An 18,003-nucleotide genomic window follows, 5' to 3' on the forward strand; every position below is an offset into this window, starting at 1 on the left:
GAGCGAAGGTTCGTTCGTTTTAGCCGGGTGACGGCTCAGCGCATCCGGGGCCCTTCCGTCAGGAGCCCCACGAAGTGGTCCACGAACTCGGTGATCCAGTCGAGCCGCGCTCCCGTGCGGGCGACGCGGAAGCCGTGGCGGCGGGCGTGGAAGGCGGCCTGGACGGCGTGGAGTTGGGCCCAGCGGTGGACGCGTACGGGGTCGAGTTCCGCGGACTCGGCGAAGAGGTCCAGTACCCGGTGGACGGCTTCGCGCAGGTCGTCCGCCTCGATGAGGCTGAGCGCCCGGGACTTGAGCAGGGTGCCGCCGTCGTACGCCGGGTCGCCGACGTAGCCCTTGGGGTCGACGGCCAGCCAGGGTTCACGGTCGGCGCGCAGGATGTTGCGGGCGTGGAGGTCGCCGTGGACGACGGTCTCCGGCTGGTCGTGCCCCAGCTCGCGCAGCGTGGCCAGGGCCATGTCGACCGCGTCGCGCGACAGGGTGTGGGTCAGCTCGGCGGCGTCCGTGCGAAGCTCCTCCGCCCAGCCGTCGACGCGGTCCCGGAGCCGGGGCAGACCGGGTGGCGCGGGTACGGCCAGCCGCCGGTTGAGCCGCGCGGCGACGGTCACGATCTCGTCCTCGTCGGCCGACTCCGCCAACGTCGACGTCCGTACCCGCTCCAGCAGCATCGCGAACCGCGCGTCGTCCCGCCGGTACAGCCGTACGGCCCCACATCCGCCCCACGTCTCGAACGCGTCCGGCTCATGCACATTGCCGGGGTGCGGGAAGGACACCTTGAGCACGGCGGCGGAGGCCGGGCCGGGCTCCTCGGGGGCCTCGGCGGCGCGGCCATCGCCCCGCTGCCGTACCGGGACGATCAGCCCGACGCCCCCGTGCAGGACCTCCCCGTCCGGCTCGTACCCCCATCGCTCCAGCAACTCCGCCACGATTCCCGGCAGTTCGGCCAGCCACGCGGCCCCCGGCTCGCCCTCCCGCCCGACCGTGGTCCGTACGAACGAGTCGGGTACGTCGATCATCAGGCCCCCTTCGATCATCCCCGCACCCTACGCCCCCGCCTGTATCCCCCACCCTGTACGACGAGCGGGACGACCCCTCGCCCGCTCGTAGAATCACCATGTGAACGCCCCTCTCTCCACCGCCCCCGCCGACACCCTCCGCGCGGCCCTCGCCCGGCTTCTCGACGGGCTGCCGCCGAAGGCGGCCTCGCAGGCGGTGGAGCGGCTGATCGCGAACTACCGGGGGCGGACGCCGACGGACGCACCCGTGCTGCGGGACCGTTCGGATGTCGTGGCGTACGCGGCGTATCGGATGCCGGCGACGTTCGAGGCGGTGGGTACGGCGCTGGAGGCGTTCGCGGCGGCGGTGCCCGGGTGGGCGCCGGGGAGCCATGTGGATGTCGGCGGGGGTACGGGCGCGGCGACCTGGGCCGTGAACGCGACCTGGGCCGGTGAGCGGCCGGTGACCGTACTGGACTGGGCCGAGCCCGCGCTGACGCTGGGGCGGGAGATCGCCGCCGCGAACCCGGAGCTGAAGGCCGCCGAGTGGCAGCGCTCCCGTATCGGATCGGCGCTCACCATCGAGAGCACCGATCTCGTCACCGTGTCGTACGTCCTCGGCGAGCTGACCGCCGCCGACCGCGCCGCCGTGGTGGACGCCGCCGCGACCGCCGCCCAGGCCGTGGTGATCATCGAGCCGGGCACCCCCGACGGTTACGCCCGCGTCATCGAGGCCCGCGACCGTCTGATCCGGGCCGGGTTCCATGTCGCCGCGCCCTGCCCGCACAGCGCCGACTGCCCCATCGTGCCCGGCGAGGACTGGTGCCACTTCTCCGCCCGGGTCAGCCGTTCCTCCCTGCACCGGCAGGTCAAGGGCGGCTCCCTGGCGTACGAGGACGAGAAGTTCGGCTACGTCGCCGCCACCCGCTTCCCCCCGACCCCGGCCCCCGCCCGCATCATCCGCAAGCCCCAGATCCGCAAGGGCCAGGTCCTCTTGGACCTCTGCGAGACCGGGGTGGGGCCGGAGGCCGGGATGGAGACCGGGGTGGGGCCGCAGGCCGGGACGGAGGCCAGGACAGAAGCTGGTGCTGGGATCGGGGCCGGATTCGGGGAGGCCGAGCCCGTCCTCACCCGGACCACCGTCACCAAACGCCACGGCCGCCTCTACCGGGCCGCCCGCGACGCCGACTGGGGCGACGCCTGGCCGCCGCCGGCCGGGGACCACGACCGGGACTAGAGCGACCCGGGGGTTGACGACCAAGGGGTTGACGATCAAGGACTGGAGCGGCCCACGGGTCACAGACGGTCCGGCCGGACGTGAAGAGGCACAACCGCCGTGCAGCTGCCGCCCACTTGGCCCACCGGCCCCACTGACAATGATCGGGACCCACGTCCGGCGCGGGCCTGGCCCGTCCCGGTGCTCGTTGCCGTCCCCGTCCCTGCCACCGGCCCCGTCCCGGTGCTCGTCGCCCCTGTCCCCGGCGTGGGCCTGGCCCGTCCTGGTGCTCGTTGCCGTCCCCGTCCCTGCCACCGGCCCCGTCCCGGTGCTCGTCGCCCCTGTCCCCGGCGCGGGCCTAACCCGTCCCTGTCCTCGTCGCCGTCCCCGTCCGTGTCCCCGCCCCCGTCCCTCCCCCCGGCCACGCCCACGGCCGTAGCTTCTCCGGGTTGCGGATCGCCCAGATTTGGCTGACGCGCCCGGCGGAGATGTCGAACGACGCCACGGTCATGACGACGCCGGCCCGTTGGGCCACCAGGCCGGGCAGCCCGTTGACCGACCGCTGAAGGAGTTCGAGTCCCGGGGCCTTGTCGGCGATGGCCACCATGTACTGGGCGATGCGCGCGCCGCCCTCGACCGGGCGGAGGACGGTGCCGGCCAGGCCGCCGCCGTCGGCGGTCATCACGGCGGCCGGGTCGAGGAGGCCGACGAGGGCCGCGATGTCCTTGGCCTCCCACGCCGCTTTGACATGCCTCACCACCTCGGCGTGGCCGGACGCCGTCACCGGCGTGCGCGCGAGGCTCACCCGGCGGCGGGCGGAGGCCGCCAGCTGCTTGCAGGCGGCGGGGGTCCGGTCGAGAACGGCGGCGATCTCGGCGAACGGGTACCGGAAGACGTCGTGCAGGACGAACGCCACCCGCTCGGCGGGCGTCATCGACTCCAGGACCACCAGGAAGGCCATGGTCACCGACTCGTCCAGGACGATCTGGTCGGCGGGGTCCCCGGGGCCGGTGGCGGCGGCTCCGCCCGCGTGGTCCCACTCGGTGCGGTCGGGCAGCGGCTCGGGCAGCCACGCGCCGACATAGCGTTCACGGCGGGCCCGTGCCGAGCCGAGCAGATCCAGACAGATACGGCAGGTCACCGTCGTCAGCCAGGCGCCGGGGGAGTCGATCTCCTCCCGCCGGCCGCGCGGCAGCCCGTACCAGCGTGCGTAGGCGTCCTGTACGGCGTCCTCGGCCTCGGTCACCGAACCGAGCAACCGGTAGGCGACATTGACCAGTTGACGTCGCTCACCGACCGTCCCGTCCGCGCCGGTCCCCACAGTCCCCATGCTTCCGGCCGCCCCCTCGCCTTACCTTTCGCGGGCCCGCGTCGTCGAACCGGTGAGACCTTATCCATCCACTGCCGGAGGGCCGCTGCCCGAAGGCGGACAAGGGGACTGTGACATGGCCACTCAGGTGACGACGACGGCGAACGCGCGGCGCGGCGCATCGTTCCTGCGGATCGCGATCGCCCTGCAGACCCTGACCATCTTCCTCCAGGCGGTCTCCGCCGGGCTGCTGCTGACCTCGTCCTACGGCGAGACCCCGCACAGCGTCGGAGCACGGGTGATGTACGGGGCGTCGATGCTGTACGTGCTCGCGGCGGTACTGGCGTGGAAGCCGGGCGGCGGCTCGTCCCGGCCCATCGGGCACGCGTCCGGCTTCCTCGCACTCGCCTCGCTCCAGGTCGTACTCGGCATCGCGCACGTCCCGTCGGTCCATCTCCCCCTGGGCGTCCTGATGTTCGGCCTGAGCCTGCTGGCGTTGGCCCGACGCTGAGCGAGACGGACCGACGCTGAGCGAGAGGGACCGACGGTGAGCGAGACGGACCGACGCGGCCCGGACCGGGGCGGCTCGACGCGACCCGGGGCGGACCGAGCCGGACCGGCTACTCCCGCTGTTCCTCCCGCTCCTCCCGTTGCTGCTCTCGCTGCTGTGCCCGCGCCTGCTTCTCCTGGAGCTTGCGCAGCAGTTCGCGTTTCTGGGCCCGGGGGTCGGGGGCGCCGCCCACGCGGTCGTTGTTCCGGCCGGCTCGTAGGGCCTTGCGGCCCAGGTTGCTGCGGGTGCCCCCGACTCCCAGCATGTTTCCGGCTCCACCTCGGGACATGGGGTCCGTCTCCTCTCGATCGATGGACCTCGGGACGAAACGATCCGTCTCGTCCCGTACGCATACCAGCGTCAGGCGAGACGCAGCGTCTTGTCAACCTGTTAAATTCGGGGGTATGGCCAAACAGACCCCCGCGAAGACCGCCCCCGACTCCGCCCGGCGCAGTGAGAAGTCCCGCCGTGCCATCTACGACGCCGCCCTCGCGCTGATCGGCGAGGTCGGGTACCAGAGGACGACCATCGAGGGCATCGCGGCGCGCGCCGGGGTCGGGAAGCAGACGATCTATCGCTGGTGGTCCTCGAAGGCGGAGGTGCTGCTGGAGGCGTTCCTCGATCTGCAGGACCAGGCCGCGGAGGCCGCCGCGCCGGGTCAGGAGCCCGAGGAGTACGCGATCCCCGACACCGGGGACCTCGCGGCCGACCTGAAGGGCGTCCTGCGGGCCACCGTCGACGAACTCCTCGATCCGAAGTTCGAGGCACCCTCGCGCGCCCTCGCCGCCGCCGGCCTCGTCGACGAGAAGCTGAGCGCCGAATTCGTGGCCAAACTCCTCGAACCCCAACTGCAGTTCTACGTCCGCCGGTTGAGGGCAGCCCAGGAGGCGGGCGACATACGCCCCGACCTCGACCCGCGGATCGCCCTCGAACTCTTCGTCTCACCGCTGGCCCAGCGCTGGCTCCAGCGCAGCGGGCCCCTCTCGTACGAGTACACGGACACCCTCGTCGACTACGCCCTGCACGGCCTCGCCCCCCGCTGAGCACCGGCCGGTCCCCGTTCCCCGCAGCCGCCGGCCGCCGTCGGACGCTCCCCGGCGCTCCCGGCGCCGCCAGGTGTGACAAATCCGACCGGGCGGGCCCCGGCGCCCGGATCGCGGTCGATCACCGCGGTCCGAAAATCCCGCCAAAGCATGGAATGGCCCACCATCCCTGTCCGGGCTCCGGCATCGCCCCACCTACCCCGGATGTGGGCTCTGGCCACCCGGAGCGCAGGATGGTGGGACCATGGAGCATGCTGTCCGCACCACAGCGAGGCGAGGCGATAGATGAGCGCGACGTTCGGCGGCCGGACCGGCCGGCAGGGCAGGATCTCCGAGTGGCTGCGCGCCCGCCGCACAGGCCGCCCGCCGCAGGAGACCGCCGACGACGCCGGTCGTGAGGGGCTGCTGCTCGCCGCCGCCGCTGCCGGGCTGCCGCTGGCGCCCGCCGCGTACCCGTCCGGTTACCGCTGTTCCTGCGACCGCGTCGGCTGTCCGACCCCCGCGCGGCACCCGGTGTCGTTCGCCTGGCAGACACAGTCGACCACCGACCGCGCCCAGATCGAGCGGTGGGCCCGGCACCAGCCGGAGGCCAACTTCATCACCGCGACCGGCATGGTCCACGACGTACTCGACGTACCGTTCGAGGCCGGGCGGGAAGCCCTGGACCGGCTGCTCGCCGCCGGGATCGACGTCGGGCCGGTCGCCGAGGAGGAGTCCGAGTCCGGTGAGGGACGGCTGCTCTTCTTCACCCTCACCCGGGGTACGCCGGAGGACGAGGACGAGTGGTGGCCCTGTGAGCTGGACTGCCACCCGGAGACCATGGACGAGCATCCGGGCCTGCGCTGGCACTGCCGGGGCTCGTATGTCCTCGTCCCCCCGGCCCGGCTCCCCGGCGACCTCACCGTCCACTGGGTACGAGGCCCCGAGCACCCCCTCCCGGACCCCCTGACCCTCCTCGAAACCCTCACCGACGCCTGCGCCCGCCACGCCACCGACCAGCCGGCCCCCTGGCCCCTACGCGGCTGAATCTCCCGGACGGTCCCCCGCGGCCTACTCCCCCTTCGCCCCCACCAGTCCCCCCACCTGGCTCAGGAACGTCACCTGCTGGTCCGAGGCCGTCTTCGCGGGGTCCAGTACCGCCTGGTTGGTGATGAACTCCAGGGTGAGGGACTGGGTGGGCTCGCCCGTCATCAGGGCCTTGACGGCCGCGTCGTCGACCGGGATGTCCACGCCCTGCGCGGCGGTCTGCTTCTCGTAGTGGCGCATGGTGAAGAAGACCAACGCGCCGCCGTCCTCGGTGCGCAGGCCGAGCGGGGCGTAGTCGCCGTTCGTCAGGGCCTCGTCGATGTACTGGCGGACGATGCCGGGCCGCTCGGAGTTCCGCTGCCGCTGGGTGCGCTCCTCGGACGTGTACGGCCCGTCCGCGAAGATCGCGCTGTCCTGGGCCAGATACGTCACGTACTTGTCGGGCAGTTCGGCGGGCGCTATCGACAGCGCCGGGTCATCGGGGGAGACCACCTGCGCGTAGCCGTCCGCGTCCTTCTGGAACGTCGGCATGTCGTCGGCCGCCACGATCGTCAGGAACGACACCTCCCACAGATCGTCCAGCCCGTCCCGGGTGAAGACGAACAGCCAACGATCCGTGTCCCGGCCCTTGTTGGCGGCGGCGTCGGCCACGAACCAGCGCGGCCACGCCGCCTTCTCCGGAATCGTGTACGTGACGTCGGTCAGCTCCAGCGGCACATGGTTCGGATTGCCGCTCGGGCTGATCTTCGCGCCCGAGCGGAGCTTGCCCCCGTCGATGTCGGCGAGGGCACCGGTGACCCGATTGGCGTCCAGGGACTGGTCGTACGCCTTGTCCGCCGCGTTGTACGCGGTGGTGAACTCCTTGAGCGCCTGCGCCGCCTCGCCCCGGGTCGCCGTGGGAACGATCTCCAGATCGCCGCGGACCACCACGCACCCGCTCGCCGTCAGCGACAACACGGCCACCGCCGTCGTCAGTAGGAGGCCCCGGCCGTACTCACGAAGCCTTCGTGGACTGCGAACCCCGCGACGAATCCCGCGACGAACCCCGCGCACCGTGCTCATCAGGAACCTTCACCTTCCCCTTCCCGGAGGCGAACCCTACCGGGGCGAGGAACAGCGCGAGCGTCGGGATCAGATACAGGAGCCAGACCGTGACTTGGAGGACCGTCGGATCGGGCTGGAAGTTGAACACGCCCTTCAGCAGGGTGCCGTACCAGCTGTCCGGCGGGATCGTCCCCGAGATGTCGAACGCCTTGTCCGTCAACCCCGGCAGGAAGTCCGCCTCCTGGAGGTCGTGGAAGCCGTACGCCAGCACGCCCGCCGCCACCACGACCAGCATGCCGCCGGTCCAGGTGAAGAACTTGGCGAGGTTGATGCGCAGGGCGCCCCGGTAGAACAGCCAGCCCAGGACGACCGCCGTGGCCAGGCCCAGCAGTACGCCGATCAGCGGGGCCTCGGTGCCGTCGCTCGACGCGCGTACCGACGTCCACACGAACAGCGAGGTCTCCAGGCCCTCCCGGCCCACCGCCAGGAACGCCGTCGCCACCAGCGCACCCGTGCCCATCGTCAGGGCCGTGTCCAACTTGCCGTGCAGCTCCGCCTTCAGATGCCGGGCGGTGCGCCGCATCCAGAAGACCATCCAGGTCACCAGGCCCACCGCGACGATCGACAGCGAACCGCCGAGCGCCTCCTGCGCCTGGAACGTCAGCTCCTGCGAGCCGAATTCGAGCACACAGCCGAAACCGAGGGCGAGCCCGACGGCGACCCCGATACCGATCCAGATGGGGCGCAGCGCCTCCCGGTGGCCCGTCTTCACCAGATACGCGATGAGGATGCAGACGACGAGGCCGGCCTCCAACCCCTCGCGCAGCCCGATCAGATAGTTCGCGAACACGGCCCTAGGCCCCCTTCGAAGACGGCTCGGACGATGACGGCTCGGACGGTGTATCGAACAGCGCCCGGCCCCACCAGTCGTCCGCGTCCCGGACGCCCGGCGGCACCGCGAAGATCGCCGAACCCACGTGCTGGATGTACTCGCCCAGGGCATCCGTGGCCAGATTGCGCTGGATGGGGATGAACCCGGTGCGCACGTCGCGCTGGTAGGCGAGGAAGAACAGGCCCGCGTCCAGCCGGCCCAGGCCGTCCGTGCCGTCGGTGAAGGAGTAGCCGCGGCGCAGCAGGGTCGCCCCGTCGTTGGAGTCGGGGTGCGCGAGCCGGACGTGCGCGTCCGGCTTCATCGCCTTCAGGAACGGCTCGTCGCGCTCCTTCGCCTTGCCGACCGGCGCGCCCTCGCCCTTGTCCCGGCCGAAGATGTCCTCCTGCTCCTGCAACGAGGTCCGGTCCCAGGTCTCGATATGCATCCGGATGCGCCGGGCGACGAGATACGAACCGCCGGCCATCCACGCCGGGCCGTCCCCTTCGCCCACCCACACGAACTTCCTCAGCCGGTCCGTCTCGGTGCCCGCGATATTGCGGGTGCCGTCCTTGAAGCCCATGAGGTTGCGCGGGGTCTGGGCCTCGGGGGTCGTCGACGAGGTCTTGCCGAAGCCGAGTTGTGACCAGCGCACCGACACCTTGCCGAAGCCGATCCGGGCGAGATTGCGGATGGCGTGCACCGCGACCTGGGGGTCGTCCGCGCAGGCCTGGACGCACAGATCGCCGCCGCTGCGGGCCCGGTCCAGGTTGTCCCCGGCGAACTGCGGCAGATCGACGAGCGCTTCGGGCCGCCGGTCGCCGAGCCCGAACCGCTCGAACAGCGACGGCCCGAACCCGATGGTCAGCGTCAGCCGGGACGGCTTCAGACCGAGCGCCTCACCGGTGTCGTCCGGCGGAGCCTCCGCCAGACCCCCGTACGCGCCCTCCCCGACCGCCTTCCCGGCCGTCATCCGGCGCGCGGCGGCCGTCCACTCCTTCAGCATCGCCACGAACTCGGCGCGGTCGTCGGTCTCCACGTCGAACGCGGCGAAGTGCAGCCGGTCCTGCACCGGGGTGGCGATACCGGCCTGGTGGGTGCCGTGGAAGGCGACGGGGCCACCGCTCGCGGCGGGGTCGGTCTCATCGCCGCCGCGTGCCACGGCGACGGCGCCCCCGGCCGCGGCGGCACCGAGCGCCAGCCCGGCCCCGCCCCACCCGATCAGCGCCCGGCGCGAGGGGGCCTGGGCACGTATGTCGTCCCCGCCGGTCCTGCCGTCCCCGCTGCCCTTGCTGTCTTCGCTGTTCCTGCTGTTCCCGCTGTCCGAGTCGGTCATCCTCGCGCCCCGTGGCTACTTCACGACCGCGGCGGCCAGCTGGGACAGCGGCTCGGCGAGGGCGTTCACCGCGTCGGACAGCTCCTTGCGCTCGGTCTCGCCGACCTTGTCGTAGGAGACGAAGTCGTAACCCGACTTGTCCTCGCGGTACTTGTCGAGCAGCGTGTTCAGCGCGGCGAACTGCTTGTCCAGCTCCTCGGTCAGCTCGGGGTCGTTCTCGGCGGCCACGGCCTTCAGCAGCCCGTACGACTCCTCCGCACCCTCGACGTTCGCCTTGAAGTCGACGAGGTCGGTGTGCGAGTAGCGCTCCTCCTCGCCGGTGACCTTGCCGGTGGCGACCTCGTCGAGGAGTTCCTTGGCGCCGTTGGCCATGGAGGTCGGGGTGATCTCGGCCTTGCCGACGCGGCTCTGCCAGTCCTCCAGGTCCGTCACCAGCTGATCGGCCAGCTCGGAGTCGCGGTCGGTGAGCTTGCCGTCCTGCCACAGCGAACGCTCAAGGCGGTGCCAGCCGGTCCAGTCCGTCTCGGGGTCCTGGCCCGCCGCCAACCCGTCCTCGCGCACATCCACCTTCGGGTCGATGTCACCGAACGACTCTGCGACCGGCTCGGTGCGCTCCCAGCCGATCCGGGAGGGCGCGTACGCCTTCTTCGCGGCCTCGATGTCGCCGTCCTTGACGGCTTCGGCGAACACCTTCACCAGCGGGAGTGTCGCGTCGGCCTGCTCCTGCGCGTACTTGCGGTAGGCGGCGACGGCCTTGTCGAGCCGGGGGTCCCGCTCGGCGACCTTCCCGCCGCCCGTGGCGGTGACGTCCTGCCGTATGCCGTCGCCCTTCATGCCCGGCTTGCAGGCGATCCGGTACTGACCGGCCTTCACCTCGGCGGTGACCTTCTGCTTGGTGCCCGGGCCGATGTTCTCCCGCTCGGTCACGACCCGGTCGTCGGGGAAGAGGATGTAGACCTCGGTGACCTTGGAACCCTTGTTCTCGATGTCCAGCTCCACATGCCCCGCCGGGAACTCCTTCTTCGACACCTCGCACTTGGTGTCGGTGGCGGTCACCGCGATCACCCCGTCCTCGCCGGCGCTGCTCTTCTCCGTGCAGCCCGTGACGACGGCGAGGGCCGCCACGGTGGCCGCGGCGGTGACGACGGTGGATCTGAGGGGGCGCATTTCGGCTCCAAGGGAGTTCACCAGGTGTGCACAGGAAAGGTGAGGCCGCCCCAAGTTATCTGAGGCTAACCTCACCAAATGCTGTGCCTCCAGTGAAACCGTCTCCCCCGGACCGGGCGAGCACGGCCCGATCACGGTGGCTCAAAACAGCCCCCATATTCCGGTCAAGCGCGGGTCAAGGGCGGCATTGGGTCATCAAGAGCGCCATTGAGTGATCAAACCAGCCTTGATGATCAAGAACCCCGCTTCGGTGTGATCAGGACATCACCGGTCCGAGGATGCGGAAACACCTCCACCGGCTGCCGGTACACCTCCGACAGCAGTTCGTCCTCGAACACCTCACCGGGCGGCCCGTCCGCCGCGACGACGCCGTCCCGCAGGATCGCCACCCGGTCCGCGTACGCCGCCGCCAGCCCCAGATCATGCAGTACGACCACGACGGCGTCCCCGGCCCGCGCCCGCTCCCGGCACACCCGTAGCACCAGCTCCTGATGCCGCAGATCGAGGGCGGCCGTCGGTTCGTCCAGCATCAGCAGCGGCGCCTTCTGGGCCAGCACCCGCGCGAGCGCGACCCGGGCCCTCTCGCCCCCGCTCAGCGCCGAGAAGGGCCGCGCCGCGAAGCCGCCGACCTCCGTGAGGGCCATCGCCTCCGCGACGGCCCGGTCGTCCTCCTCGTACGCCCCCGGCTGCCGCGCCCAGGGCGCCCGCCCCATCCGTACGACCTCCGCCACCGTGAACGGGAACGACAGCGCCGCCGACTGCGGCAACACCGCCCGCCGCAGGGCGAGTTCGGCGGCCGACCACTCGCCCACCGGCCGACCGTGCACCCGTACGACCCCGCCGTCGGGCGGCAGATCGGCGGCCAGCGCCCCCAACAGGGTCGACTTCCCCGCCCCATTGGGCCCGACCAGCGCGAGCACCTCCCCGGCACGGGCGACGACATCGACCCCGCGCAGCACTTCGCGCGAGCCGAGCGACACACGCAGGGCGTGGGCCTCCGCGAGGACGTCACCGGGGCAGGGGGGCGGTGGGGGAGCGGCAGCGGCGGCGGCACGGAAGCGGCGTCCCGTGAGCAGTTCTCGTACGGGGTTCGTTACGAGGTTCATGGATTTCATGCCCAACCCCCTTGCTTGCGGCGGGTTCTGCGGAGCAGCCAGAAGAAGAAGGGACTGCCGATCAGGGCCGTGAGGACGCCGAGCGGGAGTTCCGCCGGGGCGACGATCGTGCGGGCGGCGAGATCGGCCGCCAGCAGGACGACCGCGCCGCCGAGCGCGCTGCCCGGGATCAGGAAGCGGTGCCCCGGCCCGGCGGCCATGCGCAGCAGATGCGGGATGACCAGCCCCACGAACCCGATCACCCCCGACACACTCACCGCGGCGGCCGTGAGCAGCGCGACCACGAGGATCAGCACCACCCGCAGCCGCTCCACCTCCACCCCGAGATGCCGCGCCGGCCGCTCACCGAGGGCCAGCAGGTCCAGCTTCCGGGTGTAGAGCGGGGCGACGGCCAGCCCGATCACCGCGCACGGCAGCACCGCCAGCACCTTCGGCCAGGTCGACTGGGCGAGCGAGCCGAGCTGCCAGAAGGTGATCTGGTTGACGGCGGCGGTGTCCTCGGCGAGGAAGATGAACAGACCGATGGTGGCCCCCGCGAAGGCGTTCACGGCGATACCGGTGAGGATCAGGGTCACCACCTCGGTACGCCCGCCGGACCGGGACATCGCGTACACGACGAACACGGTCACGAGCCCCGTGACGAACGCGAAGACGGACACCGTCCAGTTCCCGAGGAAGGTGATCCCGAACGCGATAGACGCGACGGCCCCCACGGCCGCGCCGAGCGAGACCCCGATGACACTGGGCTCCGCCAGCGGATTCCCGAAGACCCCCTGCGTCAGCGCTCCCGCGCACCCGAGCGAGGCACCGATCAGCAACGCCAGCACGATCCGGGGGAACCGCACGTTCCAGAGCACGGACTCGGGAACGCGTTCGAGGGCGGAGCCGCCGAGGCCCAGTCGATGCGCGACGGAGGTCACGACATCACCGGTGGGGATCGGATAGGCCCCGAGCCCCCCGGCGAGCGGCACGAGGAGGAGAAGGGCGGCGAGGAGGCCGAGGGTGAGGAGGAGGGGGGCGCGTCGGCGGGGCCGGGGGAGAGGGGCGGTGCCTTCACCGGAGACACCGGCCGCGACCGCGGAATCCTCGGCCACTGGCCGGTCCGGGTCGTGCCGTTTGCGCAGTACGGTCACGTCGTTCCTCTCGGGGCTGGTGGGTCGAATTAGCTTAGGTGAGCCTTACCTCGCTGGGCGGGTCGGCCCGGTCGCCATGGCGTCGCCGTCCGACCGCGACCCGGCGATGCGGGCGAGGTCGCGGCGAGGTGCTTCAATGCGGGCGTGACTGACTTCGATGTGCTGAGGGTGTTCTGCGGCCCCGGCGGTGGATACGGCAAAGAACTGGGCGTCGTACGCGAGGGCTCCGTGATGCCCGACCGCACCGACCGCCAGCAGTTCGCCGCCAAACTCGGCTTCAGCGAGACCGTGTTCGTGGACGACCCCGAGCGCGGTGTCATCGACATCTACACCCCCACCCTGCGTCTGCCCTTCGCGGGCTACCCCTGCGTCGGCGCGGCCTGGCTGCTCGACGTACCCGAACTGGTGACCCCCGCCGGAGTCGTCGGGGCCCGCCTCGACGGGGAGTTCAGCTGGATCGAGGCGATGCCGGAGTGGGCCCCGCCGCGCACGTTCCGCCAGTACGGCTCGCCGGCCGAGATCGACGACCTGGAGGTCCCGCCGCCGGGCGAGCGAAGCGAGATGGGGGTCCCCCCGGACGGAGTCTGGGGGAGGGTCTACGCCTGGGCCTGGGAGGACGAGGCCGCGGGCCGCATCCGGGCGCGGGCCTTCCCCGGCCGAGACGACGGCATCGACGAGGACGAGGCCACCGGCGCCGCAGCCCTCCAACTCACCGCCCAACTGGGCCGCGCCCTGAACATCGTCCAGGGCACGGGCTCCCAGATCCTGACGGCACCGCAGCCGCACGGCTGGGTGGAGGTGGGGGGGAGGGTGTTCTTGGAGCGGTGAGGAGGGGGCTGCGTCCTAAAAAGAGGGGCGCAGCCCCGTCTTTTAAGGGGCGCGGGGCTGTATCGATCTGCGGCTGCCGCCGCGTGGGCGCGACCAGCCCCCACGCACCCGCAGTGAACGAACGGCCTCGCAAGCGCAGCGCTCACGCGCTCAACGGAAACTCCTCACCCAACGCCCGGAACACAGCAGTGTTCAAACTGAACGCCCGCTTGCACTCACTCACGATCCGCTGCTTCTCCAGATCATCCGCCCGCACCCGATCCAGCAGCTCCCGATACCCCCTCTTGAAGGCGGCCGGATTCGTGATGTCCTCGAACACATAGAACCGGACCCCGTCGCCCTTCTTGGCGAACCCCCACGTCTTCTCGGCCCGGTCCCGGATGATCTGCCCACCCGAAAGATCACCGAGATACCGCGTGTAGTGGTGGGCCACATACCCACCGGGCCACTCCCGGGCGCACTCGGCGACCCGCTCCGCGTACGCCGCGGTCTCGGGCAGCGCCGCGAGCGTCGACCGCCACCCCGCCCCGCGCAGATGCGCGAGGTCCCGCTCCAGCGGGGCGAGCCGCATCAGCTCCGGCTGGATGAACGGCCCGGCGACCGGGTCGTCGGCCAGCTCGCGCGCCCCGCTCTCCAGCGCCTCGTACACGAACCACAGCTGCTCCGTGTAGCGCGCGTAGGCGTCGACGCCGAGTTTGCCGCCCAGCATGTCGCCCATGAACGTCGTGCTCTCCGCCTCCGTGTGCTGCTCGTGGGACGCGATGCGGATGAGCGTGGAGAACGCCGTGACCGAGTCCGTGGCGGAGCCGCTGCCGGGTGCTGCCGACGCGTTCATGAAGGCCTCCGGTGCCGAAGAGGAAGGATGAGAACCTGTCGCGATTTTCTATGGTTAGGCTTACCTAAGTCAACAGGTTCCCGACTCCCTGTCGGTAAAAACGCTACCCCGCCTCCCGATCCCGTTCACCTCGATCACGGAAGAAAAAGGCCCGCCCCCATGGACAGAACCAGGGGGCGGGCCGGACAGACGGTCTGAGGTAGGCCGTGGGCTACGGAAGCGTGAGGATCTCCGCCCCGGTCTCGGTGACCACCAGCGTGTGCTCGAACTGGGCGGTGCGCTTGCGGTCCTTGGTCACGACGGTCCAGCCGTCGTCCCACATGTCGTAGTCGTACGACCCGAGCGTGAGCATCGGCTCGATCGTGAACGTCATCCCGGGCCGGATCACGGTCGTGGCGTGCGGGGAGTCGTAGTGCGGGATGATCAGCCCGGAGTGGAACGACGAGTTGATCCCGTGCCCCGTGAAGTCCCGCACGACCCCGTACCCGAACCGCTTGGCATACGACTCGATGACGCGCCCGATGATGTTGATCTGCCGTCCGGGCTTGACGGCCTTGATGGCGCGGGTGAGGGCTTCCCGGGTCCGCTCGACGAGCAGCGCGGACTCGTCGTCCACGTCCCCGACCAGGTAGGTGGCGTTGTTGTCCCCGTGGACGCCGCCGATGTAGGCGGTCACGTCGAGGTTGACGATGTCGCCGTCGCGAAGGACCGTCGAGTCGGGGATGCCGTGGCAGATGACCTCGTTGATCGAGGTGCACAGGGACTTGGGGAAGCCTCGGTAGCCGAGCGTCGACGGATAGGCGCCGTGGTCGCACATGTACTCGTGGGCGACCCGGTCCAGTTCGTCGGTGGTGACGCCGGGGGCGATGTGCTTGGCGGCCTCGGCCATGGCCCGGGCCGCGATCCGCCCGGCGATCCGCATCGCCTCGACCGTCTCGGGTGTCTGCACCTCCGACCCGGTGTACGGAGTGGGCGCGGGCTTGCCCACGTACTCGGGTCGGCGGATGTTTCCCGGGACGGCACGGGTGGGGGAGAGCTTCCCCGGTGCGAGCAGCGACTGGCCAGACATGCCAGCGAGTTTAACCAGCGGCGGTGGGGGACCATGTGGGTGGCGATCCGTCGCGATCGGCGGTGAAAGGAGCTCACGTCATGCCTCTGTTCAAGCGGCGCACGGCCGGCAAGCCCGGCGAATGGTTCTACTGCCTGGAACACAAGAAGGTCGAGGAGGGCCCCGACTGCCCCGGCAAGGACCGTATGGGCCCCTACGCGACCCGCGGGGACGCGAACCGAGCGATGGAAACGGCCCAGGAACGCAACGCGGAATGGGAAACCGACCCGCGCTGGCACGACACCCCGACGCCGGAGGACCCGCACAACACCTGACCACCCACCGCCCGCCCCAACTCCCGCGCAGACAAGACGCGGACGGGCACCCGCAGCCGCCAACGGCGAAAAACCTCCACGGGAAACCCGCACGTGTGACCTGGCCGACACGGGTGGCGCGCGGGCGGGCAAGGTCTGTACCCGCACCCGCCAACGGCGAAAACCCCCACACCGGACCGAACCAACCCACGACCCAAGGAGCTCCACGTGCCCCCCACCCCAGAGACCAGCGTCCCCTTCCGCGCCGGCACCGAGGGCTACGCCAGCTTCCGGATTCCGGCGGTCGTCGCCACGGCGTCCGGCGCGCTGCTGGCCTTCTGCGAGGGGCGGGTCGGCGGCCGGGACGACTTCGGGAACATCGACATCGTGGTGAAGCGGTCGACGGACGGCGGCCGCACCTGGGGCCCGTTGCGGGTCGCCGCCAAGAACGGCGACGACCTCGCGGGCAACCCGGCCCCGGTCGTCCTCGACACCGGCCGTATCCTCCTGGTCCACGTCCGCAACGCCGCCCACGCCACGGAGGACGCCATCCGCCGCGGCACGGTGAGCGCGGCCGACGGCCGCCGCGTCTGGGTGCAGCACAGCGACGACGAGGGCGCCACCTGGTCCGGCCCCACGGAGATCACCGCGACCACCAAGAAACCGGAATGGCGCTGGTACGCCACCACCCCCGGCCACGCCCTCCAACTGACCACCGGCCGAGTCGTCGTCCCCGCCAACCACTCCCTCCCCCCGACCGGCACCGACAACGGCACGGAGGGCCAGTACAACGGCGGCCACTGCCTCCTCAGCGACGACGACGGCGTCACCTGGCGGCTCGGCCACGTCGACGACAACACCGACGGCTACATCAACGCCAACGAAACCACCGCCACCGAACTCCCCGACGGCCGCGTCTACTTCAACACCCGCAACGACTCCCCGGCCCCCGGCACCCGCGCCGACGCCTACTCCGAGGACGGCGGGGAGAGCCTGGTCAAACCGTTCCGGCCGCAGGCGGGCCTCACCGGCCCGGTGGTCGAGGGCAGCGTCCTCCAACTCCACGACCCCGACCTGCTCCTGTACTCCGGCCCGGCCGACCCCGGCTTCCGCGCCCTGATGACCGTCCGGGCCAGCACGGACCACGGCGTCACCTGGCGCACCGCCCACACCGTCGACGGCCTCCCCGCCGCGTACTCCGACCTCGTACGCGTCGACGACGACACGGTCGGGTTGCTGTACGAGACAGGGGACTTCAGCGCGTACGAGACGATCACCTTCCGCCGTGTCCCCGTGACCTCTCTCACCTGACCCCCAGCCGACCGGGCCCGCTCCCTCCACGATCCCCGCACGTAGAGTCAGCGCATGACCTCCACCGACAGCGCACCGCAGCAACCGCAGCCCCAGCAGCCCGTCAAGGCCCCGGCCAAGGACCCCTTCGACCTGCCCGACGTCTCCGGTCTCGTCGTCGGTGTCCTCGGCGGGACCGGCCCGCAGGGCAAGGGCCTCGCTTACCGTCTCGCCAAGGCGGGCCAGAAGGTGATCATCGGGTCCCGGGCCGCCGACCGCGCACGGGCCGCCGCCGAGGAACTGGGGTACGGGGTCGAGGGCGCCGACAACGCCGAGACCGCGCGCCGCAGCGACATCGTGATCGTCGCGGTGCCCTGGGACGGCCACGGCAGGACCCTCGCATCCCTGCGCGAGGAACTGGCCGGCAAGCTCGTCGTCGACTGCGTCAACCCGCTCGGCTTCGACAAGAAGGGCGCCTACGCGCTGAAGCCGGAGGAGGGCAGCGCCGCCGAGCAGGCCGCCGCCCTGCTGCCCGACTCCCGGGTCACCGCGGCCTTCCACCACCTCTCCGCCGTACTCCTCCAGGACCCCGAGGTCGAGGAGATCGACACCGATGTGATGGTCCTCGGCGAGGAACGGGCCGACGTCGAGATCGTCCAGGCCCTGGCGGACCGCATCCCCGGAATGCGCGGCATCTTCGCAGGCAGGCTGCGGGGCGCCCACCAGGTGGAGTCCCTCGTCGCCAACCTGATCTCCGTCAACCGCCGCTACAAGGCCCACGCGGGCATCCGCCTGACCGACGTGTGACGTGTGACGTGTGACGCGTGTGCCGAGTGAGGTCACGTCCGTGAGCGCACGGGCATGGGGGACACTGGACGCCGTACGC

The 18,003-nt window shown here is 71.2% G+C and carries 19 protein-coding genes; 8 read left to right on the plus strand and 11 right to left on the minus strand.

From position 1 onward, the window contains the following. Window positions 1-35: 35 nt before the first annotated feature. Complete coding sequence (locus tag ACWD4G_RS18830) at window positions 36-1,016, minus strand: aminoglycoside phosphotransferase family protein (RefSeq protein ID WP_451294874.1); 981 nt, start codon at window positions 1,014-1,016, stop codon at window positions 36-38. A 100-nt stretch (window positions 1,017-1,116) separates the two neighbouring features. Here ACWD4G_RS18830 and ACWD4G_RS18835 point away from each other — a divergent pair, with 100 nt between their 5' ends. Continuing rightward, window positions 1,117-2,232, plus strand: coding sequence for a small ribosomal subunit Rsm22 family protein (locus tag ACWD4G_RS18835; protein WP_451294699.1), 1,116 nt, complete (start codon window positions 1,117-1,119; stop codon window positions 2,230-2,232). 337 nt (window positions 2,233-2,569) lie between these two features. Here the strand turns inward: ACWD4G_RS18835 and sigJ are convergent, their stop codons facing one another. Then, complete coding sequence (gene sigJ, locus ACWD4G_RS18840; protein WP_451294701.1) at window positions 2,570-3,541, minus strand: RNA polymerase sigma factor SigJ; 972 nt, start codon at window positions 3,539-3,541, stop codon at window positions 2,570-2,572. Between the two features lie 115 nt (window positions 3,542-3,656). Between sigJ and ACWD4G_RS18845 the strand changes: the two genes are divergently transcribed. Then, entirely contained in the window at window positions 3,657-4,031 is a 375-nt protein-coding gene (locus ACWD4G_RS18845; RefSeq protein WP_451294703.1) for a hypothetical protein, read from the plus strand. A 109-nt stretch (window positions 4,032-4,140) separates the two neighbouring features. On the opposite strand, the gene ACWD4G_RS18850 is transcribed toward ACWD4G_RS18845, so the two are convergent. Then, entirely contained in the window at window positions 4,141-4,335 is a 195-nt protein-coding gene (locus tag ACWD4G_RS18850) for a DUF6243 family protein (protein ID WP_451294705.1), read from the minus strand. A gap of 139 nt (window positions 4,336-4,474) precedes the next feature. Between ACWD4G_RS18850 and ACWD4G_RS18855 the strand changes: the two genes are divergently transcribed. Continuing rightward, entirely contained in the window at window positions 4,475-5,113 is a 639-nt protein-coding gene (locus ACWD4G_RS18855; RefSeq protein WP_451294707.1) for a TetR/AcrR family transcriptional regulator, read from the plus strand. A 285-nt stretch (window positions 5,114-5,398) separates the two neighbouring features. Next, window positions 5,399-6,139 (plus strand): bifunctional DNA primase/polymerase, encoded by a 741-nt coding sequence (locus ACWD4G_RS18860; RefSeq protein WP_451294709.1) that lies wholly within the window; start codon window positions 5,399-5,401, stop codon window positions 6,137-6,139. Between the two features lie 24 nt (window positions 6,140-6,163). On the opposite strand, the gene ACWD4G_RS18865 is transcribed toward ACWD4G_RS18860, so the two are convergent. From ACWD4G_RS18865 to ACWD4G_RS18890, 6 genes are all read right to left on the minus strand, one after another. After that, window positions 6,164-7,102 (minus strand): hypothetical protein, encoded by a 939-nt coding sequence (locus ACWD4G_RS18865; protein WP_451294711.1) that lies wholly within the window; start codon window positions 7,100-7,102, stop codon window positions 6,164-6,166. 31 nt (window positions 7,103-7,133) lie between these two features. Beyond that, a complete protein-coding gene (gene efeU / locus ACWD4G_RS18870) occupies window positions 7,134-8,033 on the minus strand; it encodes an iron uptake transporter permease EfeU (RefSeq protein WP_451294713.1) in 900 nt (299 codons plus the stop codon). Window positions 8,034-8,037: 4 nt separating this feature from the next. Then, complete coding sequence (gene efeB, locus ACWD4G_RS18875) at window positions 8,038-9,387, minus strand: iron uptake transporter deferrochelatase/peroxidase subunit (RefSeq protein WP_451294715.1); 1,350 nt, start codon at window positions 9,385-9,387, stop codon at window positions 8,038-8,040. A gap of 15 nt (window positions 9,388-9,402) precedes the next feature. Further along, window positions 9,403-10,554, minus strand: coding sequence for an iron uptake system protein EfeO (gene efeO, locus ACWD4G_RS18880; RefSeq protein ID WP_451294717.1), 1,152 nt, complete (start codon window positions 10,552-10,554; stop codon window positions 9,403-9,405). Window positions 10,555-10,787: 233 nt separating this feature from the next. Further along, window positions 10,788-11,669, minus strand: coding sequence for a heme ABC transporter ATP-binding protein (locus ACWD4G_RS18885; protein WP_451294719.1), 882 nt, complete (start codon window positions 11,667-11,669; stop codon window positions 10,788-10,790). Next, complete coding sequence (locus ACWD4G_RS18890; protein WP_451294876.1) at window positions 11,666-12,763, minus strand: FecCD family ABC transporter permease; 1,098 nt, start codon at window positions 12,761-12,763, stop codon at window positions 11,666-11,668. Before ACWD4G_RS18890 ends, ACWD4G_RS18885 begins: the two co-directional genes overlap by 4 nt. Before the next feature lie 183 nt (window positions 12,764-12,946). On the opposite strand from ACWD4G_RS18890, the gene ACWD4G_RS18895 reads away from it, so the two are divergent. Continuing rightward, entirely contained in the window at window positions 12,947-13,630 is a 684-nt protein-coding gene (locus tag ACWD4G_RS18895) for a PhzF family phenazine biosynthesis protein (protein ID WP_451294721.1), read from the plus strand. A gap of 142 nt (window positions 13,631-13,772) precedes the next feature. On the opposite strand, the gene ACWD4G_RS18900 is transcribed toward ACWD4G_RS18895, so the two are convergent. Then, window positions 13,773-14,465, minus strand: coding sequence for a biliverdin-producing heme oxygenase (locus tag ACWD4G_RS18900; RefSeq protein WP_451294723.1), 693 nt, complete (start codon window positions 14,463-14,465; stop codon window positions 13,773-13,775). 211 nt (window positions 14,466-14,676) lie between these two features. Next, window positions 14,677-15,534, minus strand: a complete 858-nt coding sequence (gene map, locus ACWD4G_RS18905) for a type I methionyl aminopeptidase (protein ID WP_451294725.1) — start codon at window positions 15,532-15,534, stop codon at window positions 14,677-14,679. 80 nt (window positions 15,535-15,614) lie between these two features. Between map and ACWD4G_RS18910 the strand changes: the two genes are divergently transcribed. The 3 genes from ACWD4G_RS18910 to npdG all read left to right on the plus strand — a co-directional run bounded on the left by ACWD4G_RS18910 (window position 15,615) and on the right by npdG (window position 17,924). Beyond that, a complete protein-coding gene (locus ACWD4G_RS18910; protein WP_451294727.1) occupies window positions 15,615-15,848 on the plus strand; it encodes a hypothetical protein in 234 nt (77 codons plus the stop codon). 207 nt (window positions 15,849-16,055) lie between these two features. Continuing rightward, window positions 16,056-17,138 (plus strand): sialidase family protein, encoded by a 1,083-nt coding sequence (locus ACWD4G_RS18915; protein ID WP_451294729.1) that lies wholly within the window; start codon window positions 16,056-16,058, stop codon window positions 17,136-17,138. Between the two features lie 54 nt (window positions 17,139-17,192). Continuing rightward, on the plus strand, window positions 17,193-17,924 hold the full coding sequence (gene npdG, locus ACWD4G_RS18920; protein ID WP_451294730.1) for an NADPH-dependent F420 reductase: 732 nt from the start codon (window positions 17,193-17,195) through the stop codon (window positions 17,922-17,924). Window positions 17,925-18,003 lie beyond the last annotated feature (79 nt).

The sequence above is a fragment of the Streptomyces sp. NPDC002643 genome, assembly GCF_053592555.1.

Bases quoted from the DNA above. Each gene is read 5' to 3' on its own strand.
- ACWD4G_RS18830 (WP_451294874.1), bottom strand. From the start codon at position 1,016: ATGATCGACGTACCCGACTCGTTCGTACGGACCACGGTCGGGCGGGAG.
- sigJ (WP_451294701.1), bottom strand. From the start codon at position 3,541: ATGGGGACTGTGGGGACCGGCGCGGACGGGACGGTCGGTGAGCGACGT.
- ACWD4G_RS18845 (WP_451294703.1), top strand. From the start codon at position 3,657: ATGGCCACTCAGGTGACGACGACGGCGAACGCGCGGCGCGGCGCATCG.
- ACWD4G_RS18850 (WP_451294705.1), bottom strand. From the start codon at position 4,335: ATGCTGGGAGTCGGGGGCACCCGCAGCAACCTGGGCCGCAAGGCCCTA.
- ACWD4G_RS18855 (WP_451294707.1), top strand. From the start codon at position 4,475: ATGGCCAAACAGACCCCCGCGAAGACCGCCCCCGACTCCGCCCGGCGC.
- ACWD4G_RS18860 (WP_451294709.1), top strand. From the start codon at position 5,399: ATGAGCGCGACGTTCGGCGGCCGGACCGGCCGGCAGGGCAGGATCTCC.
- efeB (WP_451294715.1), bottom strand. From the start codon at position 9,387: ATGACCGACTCGGACAGCGGGAACAGCAGGAACAGCGAAGACAGCAAG.
- efeO (WP_451294717.1), bottom strand. From the start codon at position 10,554: ATGCGCCCCCTCAGATCCACCGTCGTCACCGCCGCGGCCACCGTGGCG.
- ACWD4G_RS18885 (WP_451294719.1), bottom strand. From the start codon at position 11,669: ATGAAATCCATGAACCTCGTAACGAACCCCGTACGAGAACTGCTCACG.
- ACWD4G_RS18900 (WP_451294723.1), bottom strand. From the start codon at position 14,465: ATGAACGCGTCGGCAGCACCCGGCAGCGGCTCCGCCACGGACTCGGTC.
- map (WP_451294725.1), bottom strand. From the start codon at position 15,534: ATGTCTGGCCAGTCGCTGCTCGCACCGGGGAAGCTCTCCCCCACCCGT.
- ACWD4G_RS18910 (WP_451294727.1), top strand. From the start codon at position 15,615: ATGCCTCTGTTCAAGCGGCGCACGGCCGGCAAGCCCGGCGAATGGTTC.
- npdG (WP_451294730.1), top strand. From the start codon at position 17,193: ATGACCTCCACCGACAGCGCACCGCAGCAACCGCAGCCCCAGCAGCCC.